Here is a 21,376-nt window from a genome sequence, read left to right as displayed (position 1 = left end):
AGGTCCAATGTAGAAGGCATAATCCGGGTTTGAACCTAAACATTTCCCAAGAGGATGTCGGCTGCATTTTCGGCAATCATCATGGTGGGTGCGTTGGTGTTACCGGCAACCAAACTGGGCATTATCGAGGCATCGACAACTCTTAGCCCTTCAATCCCTCTGACTTTTAATTCCGGATCAACGACTGAATCCGGATCCGCGCCCATACGACAAGTGCCAACGGGGTGGTAAATAGTCTCTGCATTTTCCCGGATAAAGTCCGCAATCTGACTGTCCGAAGACACCGAGTTTCCGGGCTTAATTTCTCGTTTACTATGTAAAGCCATTGTTGGTGCCCCGAGTATCCGTCGTCCAAATTTAACGGCCGAGATCATTGTTTTGATGTCTTCGGGGTTACTGAGATAATTGGGTTGAATCAACGGGTCGGCCAATGGGTCAGGGCTTTTGAGACCAATAAAACCGCGGCTTCTGGGCATTAGATCGCAAATATGCAAGGTGTACCCATACCCGGCCATCACTTTTCGTCCATGATCCTTCAGGTAAGTTGGCAAAAAGTGGAATTGCACATTTGGCCGTTCGCACGAGCGCTCGGATTTAACAAAGCCTCCGGACTCGGCAACATTACTGGTAAGAAATCCACGTCGCGCAAAGATATATGAGAATAATGCGCTCACGCCCCGAAACAGGAAACTGGGAGCAACGCCAATGGGCAAACGTGAGTTTGCCGCGTGCATGATCGTAATATCCAAATGATCAACCAGATTCTGGCCGACCTCAGGAAGATGATGCACAAGGGGGATCCCGTGTTTTCCAAGCTCTTCGCTATCACCGATTCCCGAAAGCATAAGTAGTTGTGGTGAATTAACCGCACCACCAGACAATATGACTTCACCGCCGTTATTGAGTCTAAGCTGGCGATATTCGCCCCCCTGGTTCAGTGTCACGCCGACTGCCCGCTTACCGTCCATTACCACCCGGGTTACCCGCGCGTCCGTTAGCACATCAAGATTAGGCCGGTTCTCCGCGACACGCAGAAATGCCTGCGCTGAACTCCAACGGCGACCATTTTTTTGTGTCACCTGGTAGAGTCCCAATCCCTCTTGCGTCTCTCCATTAAAGTCCGTGTTTATCGGGAGCTCTACATGAGGTGCCGCTCGAACAAAATCTCGACTCAACGGATTGACTGATTTGAGTTCACTTACGGTGAGCTCACCGCCCTCCCCATGGTAAGAATCTGCGCCAAAACGTTTATTATCTTCCAGTCGACGAAACAATTTTAAAGCGCGATCCCATCCCCAGAGGTCGGTCCCGGCAACTTGACCCCAGTGGTCATAATCGGCTTTGTGACCTCTGATATAGACCATGGCGTTGATAGAAGAGGACCCGCCAAGTGTTTTCCCACGAGGCCAAAACAGGCGGCGCTCCTTCAGATGTTCTTGAGGTTCGGTTTCAAGAGCCCAATTCAGCTTTTTACTATTGGAAAGGAGTGCTATACCTATAGGCATATGTATGAGTGGATTTTTATCCTTTGGGCCCGCTTCTAGCAACGCTACTCGCTTTGAAGAGTCCGCCGTAAGCCGATTGGCCAATACACAGCCCGCCGATCCCGCACCGACAATAATGTAATCGTACATAATAACTCTCTTATTATTTGATTATACTCAGCCCAGAATACGAACAGCAGCCTCTATAAGACGCCGGACCCAGGCTGTATAGGGTGGAAAAAGAAGATGCATAAGAGAATGTTTATCCTCCATCAACGCCTTTTCATGCGAAAAAGCGCGGAAACCGTATTCACCGTGTGCCGCCCCTATCCCGGAATTATTAACTCCACCAAACGGCAGGCCCGGATGTAGAAAATGCACAACTGTAAGGTTGACTCCTACAGCGCCGGAGCTCGTTCGCTCGATAATATCCGTGGCAAAAGCCTCGTTTTTGTCGAATATGTAAAGCGCAAGCGGTTTAGGGTTATCGTTGATTTTCTTGATAACCAGATCAATATCGTCGAATTCAATAACGGGTAAGATCGGGCCGAATAACTCCTCACGTGAAATATCCATGTCGCTCGATACATTTGAAATCAACGTCGGAGCAATAAAATTCTCTTCAGCATCTGTAACACCGCCTTCAAAGACTCTTGCACCTTTGTTTTTGGCATCATCTATCAGGTTTGAAACTCGCTGGAAATGACGTCGATTTACAATCCGGCAATAGTCGGCGGTCGATTTCTGGGCTTCTGGTGTTTTTCCATAGACTCGCCCAATTTCCGTTTTAAGTGCTTCATTGAATTGATCTGCGATATTAACGTGCACAAAAACATGATCTGGGGCGATACAGGTCTGTCCATTATTGGCAAACTTACCCCAGACAATGTTTCTCGCAGCCCTCTTTATGTTGGCATCTGGGCCAACAATGGTCGGGGACTTACCCCCCAATTCCAGTGTCACTGAGGAAAGGTTCTTGGCGGCAGCCTCCATGACCACCTTGCCTACCGCAGGACTGCCCGTGAAGAATATGTGGTCGAAGGGTAAGGCCAACAGTTTCTGCGCTACCGCGGCATCACCCTCAATCACGGAAACCAGATCGGGAGGGAAGGTTTCGGCGACAATGTTGGCAATCACCTTTGAGGTATGTGGTGTCATTTCCGAGGGTTTAATGATGGCTCCGTTCCCTGCAGCCAACGCTGAGACGAGAGGTCCGAGCGCAAGATTGAGCGGATAATTCCACGGTGCAATAATCAGGCACACTCCCTTTGGTTCTGGCCGAACATAAGATTTCGTGCCCAGAACACCAACGGATGCAGCCACTCGCTTCGGACGCATCCATTTACGCAAGTGTTTTTTAGTGTGTCGAATTTCCTGAAGCACCGGCAGGAGTTCAGTTAATTTGACTTCTGGAGCGGGTTTTCGAAAGTCCGCCGCGCAAGCCGCAATGATGTTTGATTCGTAGCGTTTAATTGAATCCCGCAGCTGGTCGAGCTGCGCTATTCGAGCCTCCAAGGTAAAACTTCCGCGACGCGCAAGTTGTGCCCGCTGTAGGGCCGCGAACGTTGAATCAATCGTATCGCTGGTTGACACATTGGGCAGCCCAACCTTCGCCAGACTAGCAATCTGCATTATAAAATCACCTCTTGCCGAACGAGACTGTTGTTATTTTCCATCGGATTACTAGTCTTCATAGAGGACATAGTCCTCTTTTGTGGCACCACAGTCCGGACAGCACCAATCGTCTGGAATATCTTCAAAACGAGTGCCGGCAGGGAAGCCTTCGGCTTCATCTCCGAGAGCTTCATCGTAGATATGGCCGCAAGTGATGCAGACCCACTTCCGATAGGTATCTTTTTGAGTCGAGTCTTTCGGCGATTTTGAAGAGTTAGGCTTGGGTTTCGCTTTGGGCTTTGTTTTATTTTTAGCTGAAGGAGTAGATGCGCCCGTTGCTTTCTGCGATGCTCCCTCGGTCTTAGCTTGGCTGGCAGGGCGGACCGCTGTATTGGTTGCGGACACCGAAAGTTCCGGGTTCGCTTCTTGAAGCGCAACGAAGTCAACCTTATCCCTGACGGCACAGTCTGGACAGGACCAGTCTTCAGGAATTTTTTCCCATGTCGTTCCTGCAGGAAAGCCTTCGTGCGGATCACCAACCACTTCGTCGTATACATAACCACAATCAGGGCATTGATACTTAGCCATTTAGAGCACCTTTCAAACGATATTATTGTCTTTGTTTTGGTAGCGCCCGACGCGCACCCTCTTTCAGGTGCACGTCAGAGGCTCTTTTTCTGCAACGTAAATAAAGTAAACGAGGTATATAAGTTCCGATTAGCCGATCATTTAGCCGCGGCGGTATCGACTGATTCAGAATCAGTCCCACCAAATTTACGCTCATAGAATTCACGCTTGCCGGGTTGAATCTGAATCTTATCGAGATCTCCTTTAGCCCAATCCAGCACCCGGTGGTCCATTATCGAACGAAACCATGAGGGAAACATTGCGGCCAGGAACATCCCGGGATATCCCGATGGTAAGGAAGGCAGGTCTTTGAAGTCGCGAAGCGATTGATAGGACCTTGTAGGATGGGCGTGATGGTCGGAATGTCGTTGCAAATGAAACAGAATCAGGTTCGACATAATATGGTTTGAGTTCCATGAGTGGTGCGGTTGTTGACGCTCATAACGTCCATCCGACATCTTCTCGCGCAGCAATCCGTAATGCTCAATGTAGTTGGCGCTGGTCAGCTGCCACCAGCCAAAGGCCATTTGAATGGGCAAAAAGATCAGCATTAAGGGACCAAAAAACGCCAGCAATCCCGCATAAAGCACAGCGGTCAAAATCATAGGCTGAAGAACTTCGTTCTCCAGGCTCCAGACACTTTTTCCACAACGACTGAGGCGCTGTTCCTCTAAATCCCATGCCCGCTTGAAAGCACCGGGAATTTCACGCAGTGAGAATGAGTAAATGGACTCACCCATGCGGGATGTCGCCGGGTCCATCGGCGTAGCCACATCACGGTGATGCCCCTTATTGTGCTCAATGAAGAAATGACCATATCCGACCACGGCGAGGACAAGCTTCGCCATCCAACGGTCAAACGTTTCTTTTTTATGGCCAAGTTCGTGGCCTGTGTTCAGAGCCAGACCATTCACGATTCCCAGGGAAAGGGCCAATGCCAGAAACTCGAAAACATTCATTGGTTGCGTGGATACCCACCAGGCACTGACAATCAAGGCCGCATAATGAATAGGAACAGTTAAGTAGGTCAGTACCCGGTAGTAACGATCCTGTTCAAGCCGAGGCACGGCCGACTCGGGGGGGTTGGAAAAATCCTCTCCAAACATGGCATCAATCAAGGGAACTGCGCCATACCAAAGGATCAACACCAATCCGTACCAAATGCTCCATCCAGTTTGGGATACCAAATAAAGGCCAATAAGAGGCGTCGCTGGCCACAGCACAGAAAGGACCCACAGGTGGCGTTTTCTGTCCACATAACCTTCGGCATCAGGGTCTCTCTGAAGAGACTCTGTTGTTAAGACATTTTCTGACATTGACATTAGGATCACCTTATTGTTTTTCAGCTTGATCATTTTTCTACATTGTGCGAACACCGAGTCCCTCAGGTGAACGGACAAGTTGTAGGCATGAACAGGTTTGGCCAGAACCGGAGATCAAACAACTACTCTAAGGGGTAGTTTTCGCACTAGACATCTATCAATATGCTTTCACCCCATAGCGCCCTCGCGTTTCGGGGAGACGAAGCAGGAGATCGGATTGTCATGACCCGCCATAGCTTGGAAGACTGGTGTCGGAGGATGTCTGAAAGGATGTGGGCTCGTCAGTGTTTCATTACTCAAGGGTGTTTAGACCGCTATTGCCTGAGCGCTTCTGCTACGCCTGAATCAAAGGTAGTTCTGTATCGGGCCCCGCCAGGCTATGGAAAATCTGTACAAGTGGCCTTGGCAGCAAACACTCGCGAACTGGAACTTGAGAGCGCCGTTTATATCAATACCCGGTCGTGCCCTGACTCATGTGACGTTAATGGCAGTTTGTTTGCAGCGTTAGTTTTATATCAACTCGAAGGAGTTGAATCCTGGCGCACGATAAAAAGTGACATCGACACCATCGAAGTTCTTCGAAACGCACTGTGTAATGCAAAAAAGACGATAAGAATTTGCCTTGATGGGGTTGGCGAGGCTAAACATACCGCGGATTTGATTGAGGATTTAATCTGTGAAACACCGAGCAATGTGAAATTTTTCATTGCACCGAGTCGCGTCGGGGCGTTGCCACGTTTGTCTATGATGGCGGGTGTTGTAACGTATGGTGCTGATGAACTTGTATTTACAGAAGAGGAGGTTAGTGAATTATCGGGTATGGGTGGCCCCGAAGCCAGCAACATCATAAAAGCGACCGGTGGATGGCCAGCACTTGTCAGGCTTATGTGCCGAACCCCAAACCCAAATCTCCCCGCAGCGACTTGGCCGGAAACTCGCTCGTATTTCAGGGACAACCTCTTAACTGCGTTACCCAATAGTACGAGGACCTTTCTTTGCAATGCAGCGATGCTCGAAGTAATCAGCGCTGAATGCTATGGCTATGTCTATAAGACAGAAGAGGCCGACCGGGAAATTACGTTTCTTAACGAACATTATGCTCTTTTAGCTCCCACCGGGACTTCTGCTGATCGTATGGATATGCACCCTGTGCTGCGAGAGTATTTGCGTAGTTTATTTAACACCACCCAACGAGAACGTCGCTCGTATGTACTGAAACGGGTCGCGTTCTGGCATTGGCGTAGGGGAGAGTACCTCCATTCAATCAATGCAGCTCTGGAAGCCAGTGACCATCGATGGGCTCGCGTCGTAAGTGACAGCATTATCCTGGACGTGGCACTCAGACAGGGTGAAATCGAAGTACTTCGTACCTGGTTTGGAAAAGTACCGGCTCGTACGATAAAAAAAATCGCTGCCTTGAGCATAGGTTACGCGTGGATTTTGTATTTCAGCCAACAAGCTCGTCAAGCAGAGGAAATACTGGTTAGTTCGCTTCATCCGAGCTCCAGGGGGGTGGGCGATCTTGATGAGGAAGGATGGCGGGAATTGGTTAATGCGATAGGCAAAGCTACACAGGATAAATTACTGGAGAGTCAGGTTCTCTGTCAAAAATGGATAGACGCCTTTGGCGACCGTAACATGGTTGGCAAAGGCGCAGCACTTACTTGCCAGGCATTCATTGCCTCCAGTGGACGCCATTTTGAAGAGTTGGAGCGATTGTCCCATCGAGCGGCTGTGGCCATCCAGTCATCCAATCAACATTACGCTTTTATTTGGCTTAAAACTGCAGAAATTCAGGGTGAACTGTTCAAGGGGGACATCGCCCGAGCAAGGAGTGTGTTGCTTCAAGCGAATAAAACAGCAGAAAAGATTCAGGTGCCAAAAACTTTTTTAAATAAAATGTTTGGCACCCTTGAGTTACAAATCCTGCACGAACAGAACCATCACCTGGTTACCCAGGAATCTGCACAGGCTTCGTTCGATTTCGCTTTGAACTATGGCGTTACAGATATTCTGTGGGGGTGTACACAGGCCTACAGCCGTTTTCTGTACCACCAAGGGTTCCGAGATAGAGCCATGGCCTTGTTGGAACAATCCCGCTTAGCCTCCTGCGAGCGAGAGCTCTCTCGTCTAAATATCCTGACTAAAGTTCAGTTAGCTGAGTTTACTCTCCTGAACAACGAGGAATTGGGTCCACCTATACTCCCCGATGAATGTGAGCTGACGTTCCTGCCAAATCAAAACCAGGCCATTCAAGCACGTATGGCCCTGGTAACCTCAATGTATAGACTACGGCTTGGGAAACAGTTTGGTGTCGCCGAAAAATATGCCAAACAAGCACTACAAAGCGCCAGCGCAATTTCAGACGCTAGAACCAGGATCGCCGCCCACTATTGTCAGGCCCTGGCAGCGTTTGCCCTCGGTTCATCAAAATCGGCGAAGCGCATGATTCTTGATGCAAACCTACTTTCGGAACATTTGAACTGTCACTTCACACGGCTCTGGATCAAAGAAGCGCTACTTTCTCTTAGCCCCCTTGCTCAGGATCTTTTTAACGATCTGCCAGACGACTCTGAAGCTAAAGCTACGAAGGATCCCGATGTCAGAATAGAAGACTCCAGCGTGCCACCTGTGCCCGGCAATGCCCACTCAACCATCACGATAAAGCAGATTTCTCTGTTGAAATGCGTAAGCAACGGAATGACCAACAGAGAAATCGCTGAACGGCTTCTTGTGACGGAGGATACCGTCAAATGGCATATGAAGAAGATTTTCAGCGAACTTAAAGTAACCAACCGGGTTCAGGCAGTCACTGAAGCTCGACTGCGCGGACTTTTATAGTGCTACAAAAACAAAAGAGGAATCGAGCGAATATGCAAAAAATAGTTATCATTGGCGCTGGAATAGCCAGCCTGACCGCCGCAGAGGCTCTCCGCCAGAATGGATTCGACGGAACGATTACCATTTTGGGCGAGGAAAACACGCTGCCTTACCAGCGTCCCCCGTTGTCCAAAGCCTATTTGACCTCAGATGAGTTGCCCTCGCCAACTCCGATCCGTTCTCCTAATTTCTTTCGGGACAACAAAGTTGAATTTGAACAAGGCGGTAAAGTAATAGCGCTTGAACGATCGGCAAAGCAAGTAGTGATTCAAGGCGGCAGGAAAATTAAATACGACACGCTGATTTTGGCAACAGGAGCGAGGCCACGTCCTATTGATTTACCTGGTGAGAGCGCAAAAAATGTTTTCTATCTCAGGAATCTTGACCACTCCACCGCATTACGTAATGCCCTGTTAGCCCCGGAATGCGAGAAGGTGGCCATTCTCGGCGCGGGTGTTATCGGGCTTGAAGTCGCCTCCGCTGCCAATCTACAGGGAAAACAAGTCTCTGTGTTTGAGGCCAACAGCCGAGCGATGTGTCGAGTAGCGTCACCATTAACAAGTAATTTTGTCAGAAACCGCATGGCCTCCGCCGGCGTAATGTTCTACTTCAATGCTAGCGTCAACCAGATTCTCACTGAGGGAGACCGAGTTTCCGGTATCCGTTTGTCCGACGGCACTACCAAACCCGCAGACGTCGTTGTTATCGGTATAGGAGCCATCCCCAATGCCGAACTTGCGCAAGACGCAAACCTGGATTGCGACGGTGGTATTATAGTAGACAGCGGCATGCGTAGCTCCGACCCTGACATATTTGCGATCGGAGATTGCGCTAAAGCCGTCAACGTTTCCACCAATACACCCATCCGAATAGAAACTATTCACAATGCCATGCTTCAAGCACAAATTGCGGCGGCTCATATTTGTGGTAAACCGTCTCCGCCTGCCTCTCCTCCTCGTTTTTGGTCAGATCTCAACGGCATGAAAGTCCAGTGTATTGGAATCGCCACTGGATACGACCGAATTCAGCGGCGTCCCACAGAGAGTGACAATGCCTGTGAATTCTGGCTCTTTTCCGGAGACCGGATGATCGCAGCTGAAACGGTCAATCTTCCCACCCGGCAAGCCAAGCTATCTAAAGCTCTCTCCGGGTAAGTGTAAGCGAGATGGGATGCAGCTCATTCTCATCTCTGAGATTTCTATGTGTCGAGCCTCGTGACTGAGCATATCCAGCTGCAGGGGGATTCTGGCCCTCCCACAAGCTCTGCTGTAGAGCAGGAGATACAGAATCGCCCAGCCCAGCTGTGATGGCCACAGTGACCAGTCATTCACCCGGGGCTTACCTAACGACCAGGAAAGTGGAGCAATTGCCAAAGCGATTATTCAGATGGGACATAGCCTAGGACTCGATGTACTGGCCGAGGGAATTGAGACCAAAGAGCAAGAAAACCATCTCCGAATCCTTGGCTGTGATGCGGGACAAGGCTATCTATATGCTAAGCCGCTCTCAGTCAAAAGGTGCGAGGAGTACCTACAAGTTACTGACTGGGTTTAATTGGCCCGATGGTGGTCATCGAATCAATTTGGGATCACCGGACGCTTAGTGTGCGCCGGCGTTATCGCACCATCTGAACGTTCGCTTTGCGACCTCAGCGTGCTTTGTTTCCGAATAGCGGATTGGGTAAGCCCCTATCTGAAAAGGTGTGCTTTGTGGTCATAGCAAACAAATTCGATCCGACACTTCGCACAATGGACTTACCCGGGTGCATCGACCCTCTTATCCAATGAGTCACTCCGCATCATCATTAGCCGAGGGCCTCAACCTGTGGTTGGGTAGGCCTGAAGCACCCGGTGACTCCGATCACGCGAGCGCAGCCCTACCAGTATTAGCGGCACTACGATCATGGCACTGCCCACCGCAAACCAGAGGTCGGGCATCTCGTTGAAACCTATCCAGCCAATCAATACGGCCCAGATCAGGCCGGTATATTCAGCGCTGGTGACCTGGTTGGCATCCACCTGTTTGTAGGCTAGCAATACGGTGATGTTGTAGCCCAGTATGAACACGGCTGAACCTCCAGCGCTGATCAGTATGCTGCTGTCCCAGGCGGCGCCTTCCCAAAGTGCCAGGGCACCGGCGGCGGGGATGATGAGCAAGTAGTTCAGCAGCAATTTATGCACCGTGGTCTGCTCTTTGGGCAGCTTGCGTACCATGACGGCGTTGATTGCCAAGGTAAGGGCAGCTGCCAGAGCTGCGATAGCGGCCCAGTTGAACTCTACCGGCCGAAGTATCACCACAATCCCGCTAAACCCACTGAACACAGCGATTACGCTCATTGTTGACAGCTTTTCCTGAAAGATGAGCGCGGCGAGGACCATGACGAGTATTGGCGCAGCGTAGAACACGGCGTTGGCGGTCGCCAGTGGCAGGTTCGCCAGCGCAATAACCATGCACAGCAGGCCAATAAGGTGGATGTGGGCGCGAGCGGCGTGCACTTTAAGTCCGGTAAACAGGTGTTTGCGGTTGAGCTGGCCTGCCAGCGGCAGAAGCAGTAGCAGGGTAATGATGCATCGCAGGAAGGCAAACTGGAATATGGGGGCACCGGGTTCCATCAGTTTGATGAAGACATCCGAGATGATGGCCATGGCGTTGCCTATCACCAGCAATAGCATAGCGCTGTTGACGGTTTTTCCGGACATGGTGCCTCCCTCGGAGTCTCTGCGTCGAAAGGGCGAGCCTTATCGCGCCTATGTGAATGTGATTTAGTGTCGCTTACCGTCAGAAAACTCGGTTCACAACAGCGGACTGACGAAACCCAGAACGAGACAAAAACGGCTCGAATCTCACGTTAAAATTGTGAGGCGCTTATCCTGATAGAACAAAAATAGCCGTCTAAGCCCCGGTAGCTCTGGCCTTGCGCAATACCACGTTTCGTGAGATCGAATCTCAATCTCGAATTGGACTGACACTTGGAAGTGGATTCTAGGCGTGCTTAACTATCCGATAAAATGATCAATATTCTCCATCTATTAGAAAATTCGATAGTGAGCCACAATGAGACTCCCGCCCCTCAAAGCCCTCCCTGTATTCGAAGCCGCTGCCCGGCTTAACAGCTTTTCGGCGGCTGCCGAGGAACTGTCGATCACCCAGAGTGCGGTCAGTCACCAGATCAAACAGCTGGAGACCTACCTGGGCGAGCGGTTGTTCTGGCGTTCCGGACGGAAGGTGACGCTGACGGATGAGGGGCGGCAGTATCTGGATGCGATTGGTTCGGCACTGTTGCAGATCGAGCGGGCCAGTGAGCAACTGTTGGGGCATGAGGAGTCGCGGTTGCGGTTGTCGGTGTTCAGTTCGTTTGCGGTGCGCTGGCTGGCGCCGAGGTTGCCGGATTTGCAGCGTTTGCATCCGCAGATTGATCTGGCTTTGGAGATGAGCAGTGAGAATCCGGTGTTGTCGGATAGGGTGGCGGATTGTTTTATTACGATTCACCGGGATTCGCGGGCCTACAGTTACGATCTGCTGTATGAGGAGCGGTTGTTCCCGGTGTGCAGTCAGGATTATTGGCAGCGTATACGGCGGGAGTTAGGGCGGGATGCGGAGCCAGAGCGGCGGGATGAGCAGCCGATAGCGCCGGCAGAGATGGCCCGGTTTCCGTTGCTGTCGACTCACAGTATCTATGACAGGCAGGGCGGCGACTGGGAGGCCTGGTATCAGGAGGCCGGTATGAAGCTGCCTGCGTCCAGTCGGCTGCTGCATTCCAGCCATATGCTGTTGTCGCTGGAGGCGGCGCGCTTTCATCAGGGCATTGCGTTGACCAATGACTACATGCTCAGTACCCGCAAGGATTCGGCGGATTTTGTTCGGTTGCCCGCCCATTCGGTGGTGACGGGTGACAAGTTCTACTTTGCCTGGAAGACCAGCCGCCGGCGGGAGCGTGGGATTCAGACGCTGCGCCGCTGGCTGGTGGATGAGGCTATTCGGGGTGGTTTGCGATCGGGTAGCGCCGGGCTTCGGCATCCAGAGCTCTGACTCTCAGTCGCTCAGGTCCCTCAAAGAGACGCTGTTGTAACTCGCTGACTGCGTTTCGCTGGTCTTCAGGGCTGAGGCTGGCATTGGTGATCCGGGCTTTCTCTTGCCGGTAATGGTCAAGCCGGCTTTGCCATGCCTGTTGCTGTAAATCGAGTTCCGCCAGGTTGGCTGCGGCGGTTTCGCCCAGGTTTTGTGCCCTTAGCTGGAAAATGTCGGCGTCTGTGGCGCCGTTGCTTCTCATGGCTTCGGTCTTTTCGAACAGGTTGCTGTTGATGGTGGCCCGGGTTCGGGTTCGCTGAATGCTTTCCGGCAGAGCGTGTTCCAGTTGTGCCAGCTGTTGGGCTTTTTGTTGTTCGGTGAGCACTTCGTCGCGTTCAATCGCCAGTCTCTCGAGAGTGTAGTTGTCGAGTTGCTCGTCTTCGCCGAAAAAGGCTGCGTGGGTTTGCGGTGTGAAATGCTCGGCGCGGGCCGCCTGCAATGCTTTCTGGCGCAGGGTCAAAGCGTTGAGATCGAAGCCATCGTGGTCGAAACCCGGTGGCAGGTTCTGGTCAATGCGGGTAAGTGCCAGCCGGTAGTTAACGTAATCGTTGAGCAATGCCAGGGCCTGGCTTCGAGCCGGCTCGCCTAGCCGGTTCGCCAGCGTTGCTCTGATACGGTTGAGAACCAGGTCCATGGGTTCACGATCCAGGTTGGCCAGGTGAAAATCAAACAGGTTGCGCAGGTTTTCATCCGGGACCAGGTGGTGGTTGGCATCGGCTGAAAGCGCACCCTTCGGTTCCAGGCCAAAGAGTTCAGGAGGCAGCTCCGGGACGTTTTTCTGGCTGAGGTTGTGCGCAGGTAGTCCGGGGGTACCGGCCTGGTCGGTGGAGATTTTCGGTGCCTGAATAGCGGTGTCTGGACCCTCGGTGGTTCCCCGTTGGGTCAGAGTCAGGGTGCCGGCTATGGTGATAATGCCGGCCACCAGGAGGAAACGGCTGCGGTGGTTCATAAATATAGGCCCCTGAAGGCACCCCACCGGGCTGGCCAGTGGGGTGTTGGTTTTACAGCCCGGCGTTAGCGAGGCGCCTGGCGTGGTTACGCATCAGGGTCAGCGGCGAGGTTTCAAACAGCGACACCATACCCAGAACCTGGTTGGTCACATCGAGGTGGTTCATGAAGTAGTCGTCGCGAATCACCTGGCCAAAGTGGCTGGAGCACCGGCCGGTGACCCCGTCGTCGGGCCCTGGAATGGCCAGGCTGGTGATGCCGAACAGGGCATCTGAGGGATCAAGGCCGGTGGTGAACTGGGCGGTCCCGCTCCAGGAATACAGGCGGATGGCGTGGCCTCCAAGGTTGACGCTTGATGGCCCCTGGCCGCACTCAGACGCTGGCAAGCCGGCTGGGAACAGGTTGTTAAAGGCGGCGGCGCCGGGCTTGTTGAATTCGGCGAGCATGGCGTAGATGTCGGAGCGGTCCGCCTTGTTGGCAGACAGAAGATTAACGAGATTGCCCACGGTATTTGCCAGAGCTTCAAAACCGACGCCGGTCAGTGACCCTTCTGGAGCGACGCCGGTCACTACGTCTGCCAGGGGCGAGCCCTTGTGAGGAGAGTGCAGGGTAGTTACCGAGGCCACCAGGTCGGGCCGAACGTTCATGACATAGCGGGAGGTCACCCCGCCCTGGCTATGGCCAATCAGGTTGAAACGGGTGATTGCACCATTGGAGGCGGCCCGGATGGCGTCCAGTTGCTGGATCAGTCGCTCACCGCGCATGGCTGAGCTGTCGAAGGCGTTGATCTTGGGCACGAATACCGTGGCTCCCTCGTTCTCGAGGGCGTTGGGAATGCGGTACCAGTAATCAACGCCGGCAATGGTATCGAAGGCGAAAATGCCGGGTACCAGGACGATCGGGTGCTTCGTTGCGCCCTGTTTATTTGATCCCCATAACCAGTCGAAAAGACCGGCCTGTGCAGGCAGGGATAGACTCAATATCAGCGCTGCGACCGCGCTTTTTATCCACGAGTTCATGGTGTCGTTCCTTTTTGTGTTTGTTGTCAGTATGACTGCATGGTGTTGCCCTCCGAATCTACTCATGGATGGGTGCTCTGCGCTTGTAAGAACTGACGAGTTCGCAGGCCAACAACAAAAACACCGGAATTGATCACGTAACCGGCATCTTTCGTGGGTGATTGTTGAGAAATGCTTATACACTCGGGCAGACATACAACAACAAGAAACCGTTTGCCCGGCGCAAAAATGCAGCGGGTATGCGTTGATGCCCATGGATAATTCACGTTCCAACCTGTTGTATCTCTGGCCCCGGCGCACCCTGTTTGTCGGGCGCTTGCGGCATCCGATTGAGTTCAGCCAAGCGGCCGCTTCGCTGGTCATCGGAGTCGAAGGGCCCGTGCAACTGGTGTTGCCGGGATCAAACGTTGTCTGGCATGAGCATTCGCTGCTGTTGGCGCCGGGCCAAAGCGCCAGGATTGATCCCCAGGGCCAGCTGGTCGCGGCCTGTTACCTGGATGCCCTGGGGCAGGATTTCCGTCTGTTGTCTCACAGCATGGCCAGGCATCAGGACGGGGTGTACGCCGGCTTTCATGGTGAGCACTCACTTCAACGTTGGCTCAAAGCGCTCTACAACGTTCCCGTGCAGGCGGAGGAAGCCTTCGATGCACTGGAATCGGGGATCAACCCGGCGGCCCAGCCCTATCCTGAAACCGACCCGCGGGTGGCGCGGGTGGTGGAACGGATTCAGTCGGAGATCGGCAGAAATGTCTCGGTGGAGGAACTGGCGAACTCGGTCAACCTCTCGGTTTCCCGTCTGGTAGAGCTATTTCGTGCCCAGGTAGGGGTGCCTGTGCGTCGCTATCGGCAGTGGCACCGGTTATTTGTGACCTTTACCGGCGTAGAGCGTGGCGCATCACTCACTGACGCCGCGATCGCAGCGGGCTTTGCGGATTCCGCTCACTTCTCCCATACCTTCCGGATGACCCTGGGTATGACACCGTCAGACATCGTCACGATGCTTTCTGGCAGTATCTTTGTGGGTCATGGTGCGCCTGTCGGTGGCCTGGCTGGCCATAACGCCGGAGCAGGATTACCCACTCCGACGTGTCAGACGGGACACTAGCCCTTCGCAGGGCGCTCAACCACTTTGCGCTTGCCCTTGGCTCCCTTGGCCAGGGCTTTCAGGCCATCGGCATCAAAGGCATCCACCCGGATAACGTCGTACAGCGCAGTGAGGGCCTCTTCCAGTTTCGGGCACTCATCGGCCGTTACAATGCCCTGGGCACAGGCCCAGTCCACCAGCTCTTTACGTTGATGGCCCATCAGCAGGGCAATGCCGTCCAGCTCGTCTTCGTCACGATTGCGGATGGCTTCGTGCAGGCGCTGGCGCATCTCGGCGGTTTCGTTGGCCAGGTTATAGGCATTCAGTACGCGGCCCAGCGGGTCGTCGGGATCCATGTTGATAAAGGTGCCGCGGCTGATGCGTTGGCGCACCGGGGTGTCGTTCACGATGGTCGCGGCCACTTTCGCGCCCAGCTTGTCGTCCGGGCCGTTCAGGCCGGTGGCGCCGAGCGGAAACACCAGAATCCGCAGCGGCCAGCGTAAGGCCGGGACCGGGAAGTTGATGATGGCTTCGCGCATGGAACCTTGCAGGTCGTGCAGGCAGGTTTGCAGGCACCATTCCACCAGGTCTCGCTGGTCGTCCGGGTAGCCTTCCTCATGCCATTGCTTGATTACGGCGGTGGCGTAATAGAGCTGGACCAGGCAGTCGGCCATGCGGCCAGACAAGCGCTGGCGGGCTTTCAGGCCGCCGCCGACGGTCAGCAGGGTGACGTCGGTCATTAATGCGAAGGCAGCGGAGAATCGGCCCAGCTGGCGGTAGTATTTCTGGATGTCGCCCTGGCGTGGCGCGGTTTCCAGCCAGCCCTTGCTCAGGCCGAGTACGAACGCCCGCAGGGCATTGCGGGTGGTGTGGGCCAGGTGGCGGTAGAAGATGCCATCGAATTGTTTTGCGGCTTTGTCTTCATCTTCCATGCCCGCGGCTTCGATTTCTTCCACGATAAACGGATGGCAGCGAATGGCGCCCTGGCCGAAGATCATCAGGCTGCGGGTCAGGATGTTGGCGCCTTCCACAGTAATGCCGATGGGCACTGCCTGGTAGGCCCGAGCCAGGAAGTTGCGGGGGCCGGTGATCACGCCCCGGCCAGCGACTACATCCATGGCGTGGTTGATCACCTCCCGCATCAGATCGGTGTTGCGGTACTTCAGCACCGCCGAGGGCACAGATGGGCGCACGCCCCGGTCCAGCATGCCGGCGGTCAGCAGGCGGGCGGCGTCCATCATGTAGGTGTAGCCGGCGATGGGCTCCAGGGCTTCCTGAACGCCTTCAAACTGGCTGATGGTGCGGCCGAACTGTTCCCGGGTATAGGCGTAGGAGCCGGTGGCCAGGCTGGCCAGTTTGCCTGCGCCGGTGCCGAGAGCCGGCAGGGAGATGGAGCGGCCGATGGACAGGCATTCCAGCAGCATTTTCCAGCCTTTGCCAAGCATGTCCTGGCCACCGATGACCTGTTCCATGGGGATAAACACTTCTGTACCCCAGGTGGGGCCATTCATGAACACGGTGTTCATGGGCAGGTGGCGGGCGCCGGCATTCACGCCGTCGGTCTCTCGGGGCACCATCACGCAGGTGACGCCTATGTCGTCGTTGCCACCCAACAGTTTTTCTGGGTCGTAGACCTTGATGGCCAGGCCTATCAGAGTCGCTACCGGGGCGAGTGTGATATAGCGTTTGTTCCAGGTGACCTTCAGGCCCAGCACTTCCTTGCCGTTCCATTCGCCCTTGCAGACGATGCCTTTGTCCGGAATGGCACCGGCGTCGGAGCCGGCCACCGGTGAGGTCAGGGCAAAACAGGGGATTTCCTTGCCCTTGGCCAGGCGCGGCAGGTAGTGGTGTTTCTGGTCGTCGGTGCCGTAGTGCATCAGCAGCTCACCCGGGCCCAGGGAATTGGGCACCATGACGGTCACTGCTGCCGATACGCTGCGGGTGGAGATTTTCATCACGATTTCGGAGTGGGCAGTGTTGGAAAAACCCAGGCCCCCGTCTTCCTTGGGAATGACCAGGCCGAAGAAGCCCTTGTCACGGATGAATTTCCACACTTTGTCTGGCAGGTCGTAGTGTTCGTGGGTAATCTGCCAGTCATCCAGCATCTTGCACAGTTCTTCCACCGGGCCGTCGAGAAACGCTTGCTCCTCGCTGGTCAGATGCGCCGGAGCGGCGTCCAGCAGCTTGTTCCATTCCGGCTTGCCGGAAAACAGTTCGCCATCCCAGTCTACCGAACCGGAGTTCAGGGCTTCCTGCTCGGTTGGCGAGAGCTTGGGCAGGCGGCTGCGGACCCAGCCCAGTAAGGGCCGGCTGAATTTGTCCAGGCGCAGGTCGCCGGGCAGGGTGATCAGTAACGCCAACGCTAACAGCAGGCCGCCGATGACAAAACTGAGAAGGTGCCAGCCGTCGTTGGCGACCCCGACTAGGGTGGCCACGGACATCACAATCGCGGCGGTTTTACCGCCGATGCTGAAATAGATCAGCACCAGGGCACTGAGAACCAGAAGCAGAACACTCATGGACAGACCTCCATATCATTACCAGATCAGGCAGATTTGCCTCTAACCATCGGCCAAAGTCCAGGCAGTTGCAAGGAAAACGGACGGTTCGATAGGGGGCTGAGTGGCAGACGGTTTAAGAATTTACAAAATCTTGCAAAAGTAATAAATCCATTCCTTTTTTTAATCGTAATTCTCTCCACTTAACCAATATGTGGAGTGCTTATATGACTGGCCAGCTCACGGTAGCAAAACGCCTGGCGTTGGGGTTTGGGTTGATGGTAGCGCTGATGGTGCTGGTCAGCGTTGTGGGTAATCACCAGGTGGGATTCATTGACCGGACCCTGACCTCGGTTAATGAGGGCGCTTCGCTCAAACAGCGCTTCGCCATTAATTTCCGCGGCAGCGTGCATGACCGGGCGATTGCCATTCGGGATGTGGTGCTGGTGAACAGCGATGCAGCCCTGCGTGGACACCTTCGCACCATCGATGACCTGGCGGCGATGTACCGGGAGAATGCGGAAGCCATGTCCCAGATGTTCCAGCGCCAGGGGGCCACGGATCAGGAGCGCCGTTTGCTGCGGGACATCGAAGCCACCGAGCAGCGAACCCTCGCCCTGACCGATGAGGTGGTGACTCTCCGAACCGCAGGCAATACCGAGCAGGCCCGGCGCCTGTTGCTGGATCAGGTTTCACCGGCTTACAGCGAGTGGCTGGCGCGGGTTAACGCGTTTATTGATTATCAGGAAGACACCGTTGCCGCTGACCTGGAAGAAGTGCGCGACGCCGCCAGTGGCTTCAACATCATGATTCTCTCCATTACCGGTTTTGCTGTGCTGGTCAGTGTACTGGTGGCGACGGTGATCATCCGCAAGCTCAAGCGCATTCTCGGCGCGGAGCCCGAGGAAGTGGCGGCGGCTATCCGGCAGCTGGCGGATGGCCAGCTGGAGCAAAATCTGGAAACCCGTTACCCGGACAGCGTGATGGGCGCTCTGGCGGATACCATTGACCGGTTAACGGGCATCATCCGTGAAGTAAGGTCTGCGGCCGAGGAGCTGTCTAACGCGTCTGGCGAGCTGGAAGATACCTCAGATAACAACAGCAAACAGATCCGTATGCAGGCCACTGAGGCCGAGCAGATGGCCACCGCGGTGAACCAGATGGCCGCCACGGTGAACGAGGTGGCGGGCTTTGCCGCTAACGCCGCGACAGCAACCCGCAAGGCTGACCAGGAAGTTGAAACCGGAAATCAGGTGGTCAAGGAGACCGCCAGCTCAATCACCGAGTTGGCGAACAAGCTGGAGGACGCGGCGGCTTCTGTAAACCGGGTGTCGGAAGACAGCGGTAATATCGAGAAGATCATCGAAGTGATCAACGCCATCGCCGAGCAAACCAACCTGCTGGCGCTGAATGCGGCCATTGAAGCGGCTCGTGCCGGTGAGCACGGCCGGGGCTTTGCGGTGGTGGCTGATGAAGTGCGTTCCCTGGCATCCCGTACCCAGGATTCCACGCGGGAAATTCAGGACATGATTGGCCGGTTGCAGGCCGGTGCTGGTGAGGCCTCCGGTGAAATGGAACGAAGCCGGGATCTGGCTCGGGTGACGGTTGAGAAGACCGCCGAGGCAGAAACCGCGCTTGGGCGCATCCGGGAAGAGGTGGCTTCCATCAACGACATGAATGCCCAGATTGCCAGCGCTGCAGAAGAACAGAGTTCCGTGGCGGAGGAAGTGAACCGCAACATCGCGAGGATTCACGATGCCACCATTGAAACCTCTGCCGGATCGGATCAGGTGGCCGGTGCCAGCCGGGATCTGGCCGTGCTGGCGGGCCAGTTGCGCTCACGGGTCAGCGTGTTCCGGTTCAGAGGCTGAGCCCCGCCATCAGCAATGCCAGGGTCGACAGCAGGGTGACCACATTAGCACCGAGCAGGCGGTTCAGTTCGCCTGCTTTATTCAGGACATGGGGCAGGCGCACGCTGATCCACAGGGCCAGTGGCAACGGCAGCAGGGCGATCAGCGCTGCGACCGGCAGAATTCCGGTCAGAATGCCGGCTCCGATCAGCAGATAACTGCCGGCCAGCAGGCCAGCCACGATCCTGCTGGCGGTTTCCGGCCCAAGGGTGATCACCAGGTGCCGGCGGCCAACCTGCCGGTCAGCATCCGCGTCCGGGATCTGGTTGATCAACAGCAGCTCGCTGACCAGCAGCAGTGCGACGGCTGCGCAGATCAGGGCAGCGGCATCCAGCCGGGCACCCAGGGCTACCAGGGTGCCCAACACCATCACCGGGCCAAAGCCAATGCCCGGTGCCAAAAGGCATAACAGCGGCGAACGGGTGATCCAGCGGGTATAGGTCAGCACCAGTACCACCCCACCGGCACCCAGAACGAACATGGGCAAACCCCGAAGCCACAAAAAGTACACGCCGATGGCGATCACCAACCCCAGGGTGCCGAGCCCGGCCCACAATACCCGCCGCGCTGCGGAGGGTACCTCGGGTAGTGCGCCACTGCCGCCGGAGAAAGGGGTGCGCCGGGTGATCAGGTCCAGTCCGGACCGGAAATCCTCATATTCATTGAGCAGGTTAACCGCCGCATGGGCCAGCACGGCACCCACAAACACCAGCAGGGTGTCGATCAGCGCCGGAGGCTGGCCCTGTCGCCAGGCAACGGCCAGGCCCAGTCCCACACACAGTGGCGCCAGCAGCAGGAAGTTCGGGCGAGCAGCGCGCACCACCGCAACGGTTTCAGACATCCGCTTTATTCATCCATGTGAAGTGGTGAGCCGGTCAGACGTAGCCGGCTGCGAACACCAGGCCCAGGACAATGGGCATGACCACCAGACTGCCCAGGTTGCTCAATAATACCAGCGATGCCACCGCGTGGGGTTCCTGCTGATACTGCTCCGCCACCATGTAGTTGAGCACCGCAGGCGGGAGCGCCGCAAACACCCACAGGCAGGCTACCTGAAGGCCCGGCAGGTCGAGTATGGCAATCATGGGCCAGGCCAGCAGCAAGCCACTGACCGGGCAGGCAATGGCGCCAATCAGCCCCAGTTTCCAGTCCCGGAAATCGACATCCAGCATCCGCACCCCCAGGGCAAACAGCATCAAGGGGATACACACGCCACCGAGCATGTTCAGGGTTTCCAGCAGCCAGCCAGGCAGGGCAACACCGCTGAAGTTTACCGTTAGCCCGGCGATGCTGGCGAACACGATGGGTAGCCGCAATCGCCGAATGATCGACGTGTACGGGTCCAGCATGTACAGGCCAACGGAAAAGTGCAGCAGCATCTCAACAATGAACAGTACGATTGCCGCCGGCAGGGCCGCTTCGCCGAACGCCAGTACCAGCAACGGAATACCCATGTTGCCGGAATTGTTGAACATCATCGGCGGCAGGAACGTTTTCAGGTTCAGGTTCAGAACGCGGGCCACCGGGTACAGAATGATGCCAGAACCGAGCACGACCACCGTAGCCGCCAGCGCCAGCCAGCCATAGTCCTGCAGGGGCGCCTGCTGGTCGGCCAGTACGGCAAACACCAGCATGGGCACGAACAGTTCCATGTTGAGAACGTTCAGGCCTTGAATGTCTGGTGTGCGGTAGCGGCCATACAGGGCGCCACAGCCTGCAATCAGGAATACCGGCAGCATGGTAGCTAGGATCTGGCCGATCATGGGGAGAACTCCGACAAACGTTCGGGACGACAACCATCAACAAACGGTTAGGTTCGCAAGTATCGGACCGTTTCGGCAAGCAAAACTTGCCCATGTTCGACCAAAGCGGGAGGCGCCTGCCAAGGTTGGTTGCGGTCGCTGGCCGGGGCTACCACAATA

Annotated in this window: 16 protein-coding genes; 6 read left to right on the top strand and 10 right to left on the bottom strand. The window is 55.1% G+C overall.

Going from position 1 to position 21,376, the window contains the following annotated elements; genetic code table 11:
- Positions 1-35 precede the first annotated feature (35 nt).
- From FIV08_RS18785 to FIV08_RS18770, 4 genes are all read right to left on the bottom strand, one after another.
- Positions 36-1,634, bottom strand: a complete 1,599-nt coding sequence (locus FIV08_RS18785) for a GMC family oxidoreductase (RefSeq protein ID WP_091642703.1) — start codon at positions 1,632-1,634, stop codon at positions 36-38.
- A 27-nt stretch (positions 1,635-1,661) separates the two neighbouring features.
- Positions 1,662-3,116: an aldehyde dehydrogenase family protein gene (locus tag FIV08_RS18780; RefSeq protein ID WP_011783983.1), complete on the bottom strand. Its 1,455-nt coding sequence runs from the start codon at positions 3,114-3,116 to the stop codon at positions 1,662-1,664.
- Positions 3,117-3,167: 51 nt separating this feature from the next.
- A complete protein-coding gene (locus FIV08_RS20005) occupies positions 3,168-3,686 on the bottom strand; it encodes a rubredoxin (RefSeq protein WP_011783984.1) in 519 nt (172 codons plus the stop codon).
- A 137-nt stretch (positions 3,687-3,823) separates the two neighbouring features.
- Positions 3,824-5,047 carry an alkane 1-monooxygenase gene (locus FIV08_RS18770; RefSeq protein WP_199185490.1) on the bottom strand — a complete coding sequence of 408 codons (1,224 nt, stop codon included), beginning with the start codon at positions 5,045-5,047 and terminating at the stop codon, positions 3,824-3,826.
- A gap of 222 nt (positions 5,048-5,269) precedes the next feature.
- Between FIV08_RS18770 and FIV08_RS18765 the strand changes: the two genes are divergently transcribed.
- The 3 genes from FIV08_RS18765 (at position 5,270) to FIV08_RS18755 (ending at position 9,481) form a co-directional block, all read left to right on the top strand.
- Positions 5,270-7,888 (top strand): helix-turn-helix transcriptional regulator, encoded by a 2,619-nt coding sequence (locus FIV08_RS18765; RefSeq protein ID WP_104270339.1) that lies wholly within the window; start codon positions 5,270-5,272, stop codon positions 7,886-7,888.
- Between the two features lie 32 nt (positions 7,889-7,920).
- Complete coding sequence (locus tag FIV08_RS18760; RefSeq protein ID WP_053115264.1) at positions 7,921-9,081, top strand: NAD(P)/FAD-dependent oxidoreductase; 1,161 nt, start codon at positions 7,921-7,923, stop codon at positions 9,079-9,081.
- A gap of 133 nt (positions 9,082-9,214) precedes the next feature.
- Positions 9,215-9,481: an EAL domain-containing protein gene (locus tag FIV08_RS18755; protein WP_081496573.1), complete on the top strand. Its 267-nt coding sequence runs from the start codon at positions 9,215-9,217 to the stop codon at positions 9,479-9,481.
- A 263-nt stretch (positions 9,482-9,744) separates the two neighbouring features.
- On the opposite strand, the gene FIV08_RS18750 is transcribed toward FIV08_RS18755, so the two are convergent.
- Positions 9,745-10,626: a DMT family transporter gene (locus FIV08_RS18750; RefSeq protein ID WP_152439433.1), complete on the bottom strand. Its 882-nt coding sequence runs from the start codon at positions 10,624-10,626 to the stop codon at positions 9,745-9,747.
- A 355-nt stretch (positions 10,627-10,981) separates the two neighbouring features.
- Between FIV08_RS18750 and FIV08_RS18745 the strand changes: the two genes are divergently transcribed.
- Positions 10,982-11,956, top strand: coding sequence for a LysR family transcriptional regulator (locus FIV08_RS18745; protein WP_152439432.1), 975 nt, complete (start codon positions 10,982-10,984; stop codon positions 11,954-11,956).
- Here the strand turns inward: FIV08_RS18745 and FIV08_RS18740 are convergent.
- Positions 11,901-12,944, bottom strand: coding sequence for a lipase secretion chaperone (locus tag FIV08_RS18740; RefSeq protein ID WP_152439431.1), 1,044 nt, complete (start codon positions 12,942-12,944; stop codon positions 11,901-11,903). The two genes, FIV08_RS18745 and FIV08_RS18740, sit on opposite strands and share 56 nt — an antisense overlap.
- Before the next feature lie 52 nt (positions 12,945-12,996).
- Positions 12,997-13,962 carry an esterase/lipase family protein gene (locus FIV08_RS18735; protein WP_152439430.1) on the bottom strand — a complete coding sequence of 322 codons (966 nt, stop codon included), beginning with the start codon at positions 13,960-13,962 and terminating at the stop codon, positions 12,997-12,999.
- 253 nt (positions 13,963-14,215) lie between these two features.
- On the opposite strand from FIV08_RS18735, the gene FIV08_RS18730 reads away from it, so the two are divergent.
- Positions 14,216-15,067: a helix-turn-helix domain-containing protein gene (locus FIV08_RS18730; protein WP_172972303.1), complete on the top strand. Its 852-nt coding sequence runs from the start codon at positions 14,216-14,218 to the stop codon at positions 15,065-15,067.
- On the opposite strand, the gene FIV08_RS18725 is transcribed toward FIV08_RS18730, so the two are convergent.
- On the bottom strand, positions 15,064-17,565 hold the full coding sequence (locus tag FIV08_RS18725; RefSeq protein WP_152439428.1) for an acyl-CoA dehydrogenase: 2,502 nt from the start codon (positions 17,563-17,565) through the stop codon (positions 15,064-15,066). The two genes, FIV08_RS18730 and FIV08_RS18725, sit on opposite strands and share 4 nt — an antisense overlap.
- Positions 17,566-17,771: 206 nt before the next feature.
- Between FIV08_RS18725 and FIV08_RS18720 the strand changes: the two genes are divergently transcribed.
- Complete coding sequence (locus tag FIV08_RS18720; protein WP_152439427.1) at positions 17,772-19,415, top strand: methyl-accepting chemotaxis protein; 1,644 nt, start codon at positions 17,772-17,774, stop codon at positions 19,413-19,415.
- Here the strand turns inward: FIV08_RS18720 and FIV08_RS18715 are convergent.
- Positions 19,405-20,295, bottom strand: a complete 891-nt coding sequence (locus FIV08_RS18715) for a prenyltransferase (protein WP_152439426.1) — start codon at positions 20,293-20,295, stop codon at positions 19,405-19,407. The genes FIV08_RS18720 and FIV08_RS18715 overlap by 11 nt on opposite strands.
- 34 nt (positions 20,296-20,329) lie before the next feature.
- Positions 20,330-21,217 (bottom strand): AEC family transporter, encoded by an 888-nt coding sequence (locus tag FIV08_RS18710; protein ID WP_152439425.1) that lies wholly within the window; start codon positions 21,215-21,217, stop codon positions 20,330-20,332.
- Positions 21,218-21,376 lie beyond the last annotated feature (159 nt).

Source organism: Marinobacter sp. THAF197a (assembly GCF_009363275.1).
Lineage (GTDB): Bacteria > Pseudomonadota > Gammaproteobacteria > Pseudomonadales > Oleiphilaceae > Marinobacter.
The sequence above is the reverse complement of the archived record's forward strand: the minus strand, read 5'-3'. Positions and strand labels throughout refer to the sequence as shown.

Excerpts from the sequence above, each read along its gene's own strand:
- FIV08_RS18785 (WP_091642703.1), bottom strand. The coding sequence starts at position 1,634 with ATGTACGATTACATTATTGTCGGTGCGGGATCGGCGGGCTGTGTATTG.
- FIV08_RS18780 (WP_011783983.1), bottom strand. The coding sequence starts at position 3,116 with ATGCAGATTGCTAGTCTGGCGAAGGTTGGGCTGCCCAATGTGTCAACC.
- FIV08_RS20005 (WP_011783984.1), bottom strand. The coding sequence starts at position 3,686 with ATGGCTAAGTATCAATGCCCTGATTGTGGTTATGTATACGACGAAGTG.
- FIV08_RS18770 (WP_199185490.1), bottom strand. The coding sequence starts at position 5,047 with ATGTCAATGTCAGAAAATGTCTTAACAACAGAGTCTCTTCAGAGAGAC.
- FIV08_RS18765 (WP_104270339.1), top strand. The coding sequence starts at position 5,270 with ATGACCCGCCATAGCTTGGAAGACTGGTGTCGGAGGATGTCTGAAAGG.
- FIV08_RS18760 (WP_053115264.1), top strand. The coding sequence starts at position 7,921 with ATGCAAAAAATAGTTATCATTGGCGCTGGAATAGCCAGCCTGACCGCC.
- FIV08_RS18750 (WP_152439433.1), bottom strand. The coding sequence starts at position 10,626 with ATGTCCGGAAAAACCGTCAACAGCGCTATGCTATTGCTGGTGATAGGC.
- FIV08_RS18745 (WP_152439432.1), top strand. The coding sequence starts at position 10,982 with ATGAGACTCCCGCCCCTCAAAGCCCTCCCTGTATTCGAAGCCGCTGCC.
- FIV08_RS18740 (WP_152439431.1), bottom strand. The coding sequence starts at position 12,944 with ATGAACCACCGCAGCCGTTTCCTCCTGGTGGCCGGCATTATCACCATA.
- FIV08_RS18735 (WP_152439430.1), bottom strand. The coding sequence starts at position 13,962 with ATGAACTCGTGGATAAAAAGCGCGGTCGCAGCGCTGATATTGAGTCTA.
- FIV08_RS18730 (WP_172972303.1), top strand. The coding sequence starts at position 14,216 with ATGGATAATTCACGTTCCAACCTGTTGTATCTCTGGCCCCGGCGCACC.
- FIV08_RS18725 (WP_152439428.1), bottom strand. The coding sequence starts at position 17,565 with ATGAGTGTTCTGCTTCTGGTTCTCAGTGCCCTGGTGCTGATCTATTTC.
- FIV08_RS18720 (WP_152439427.1), top strand. The coding sequence starts at position 17,772 with ATGACTGGCCAGCTCACGGTAGCAAAACGCCTGGCGTTGGGGTTTGGG.
- FIV08_RS18715 (WP_152439426.1), bottom strand. The coding sequence starts at position 20,295 with ATGTCTGAAACCGTTGCGGTGGTGCGCGCTGCTCGCCCGAACTTCCTG.
- FIV08_RS18710 (WP_152439425.1), bottom strand. The coding sequence starts at position 21,217 with ATGATCGGCCAGATCCTAGCTACCATGCTGCCGGTATTCCTGATTGCA.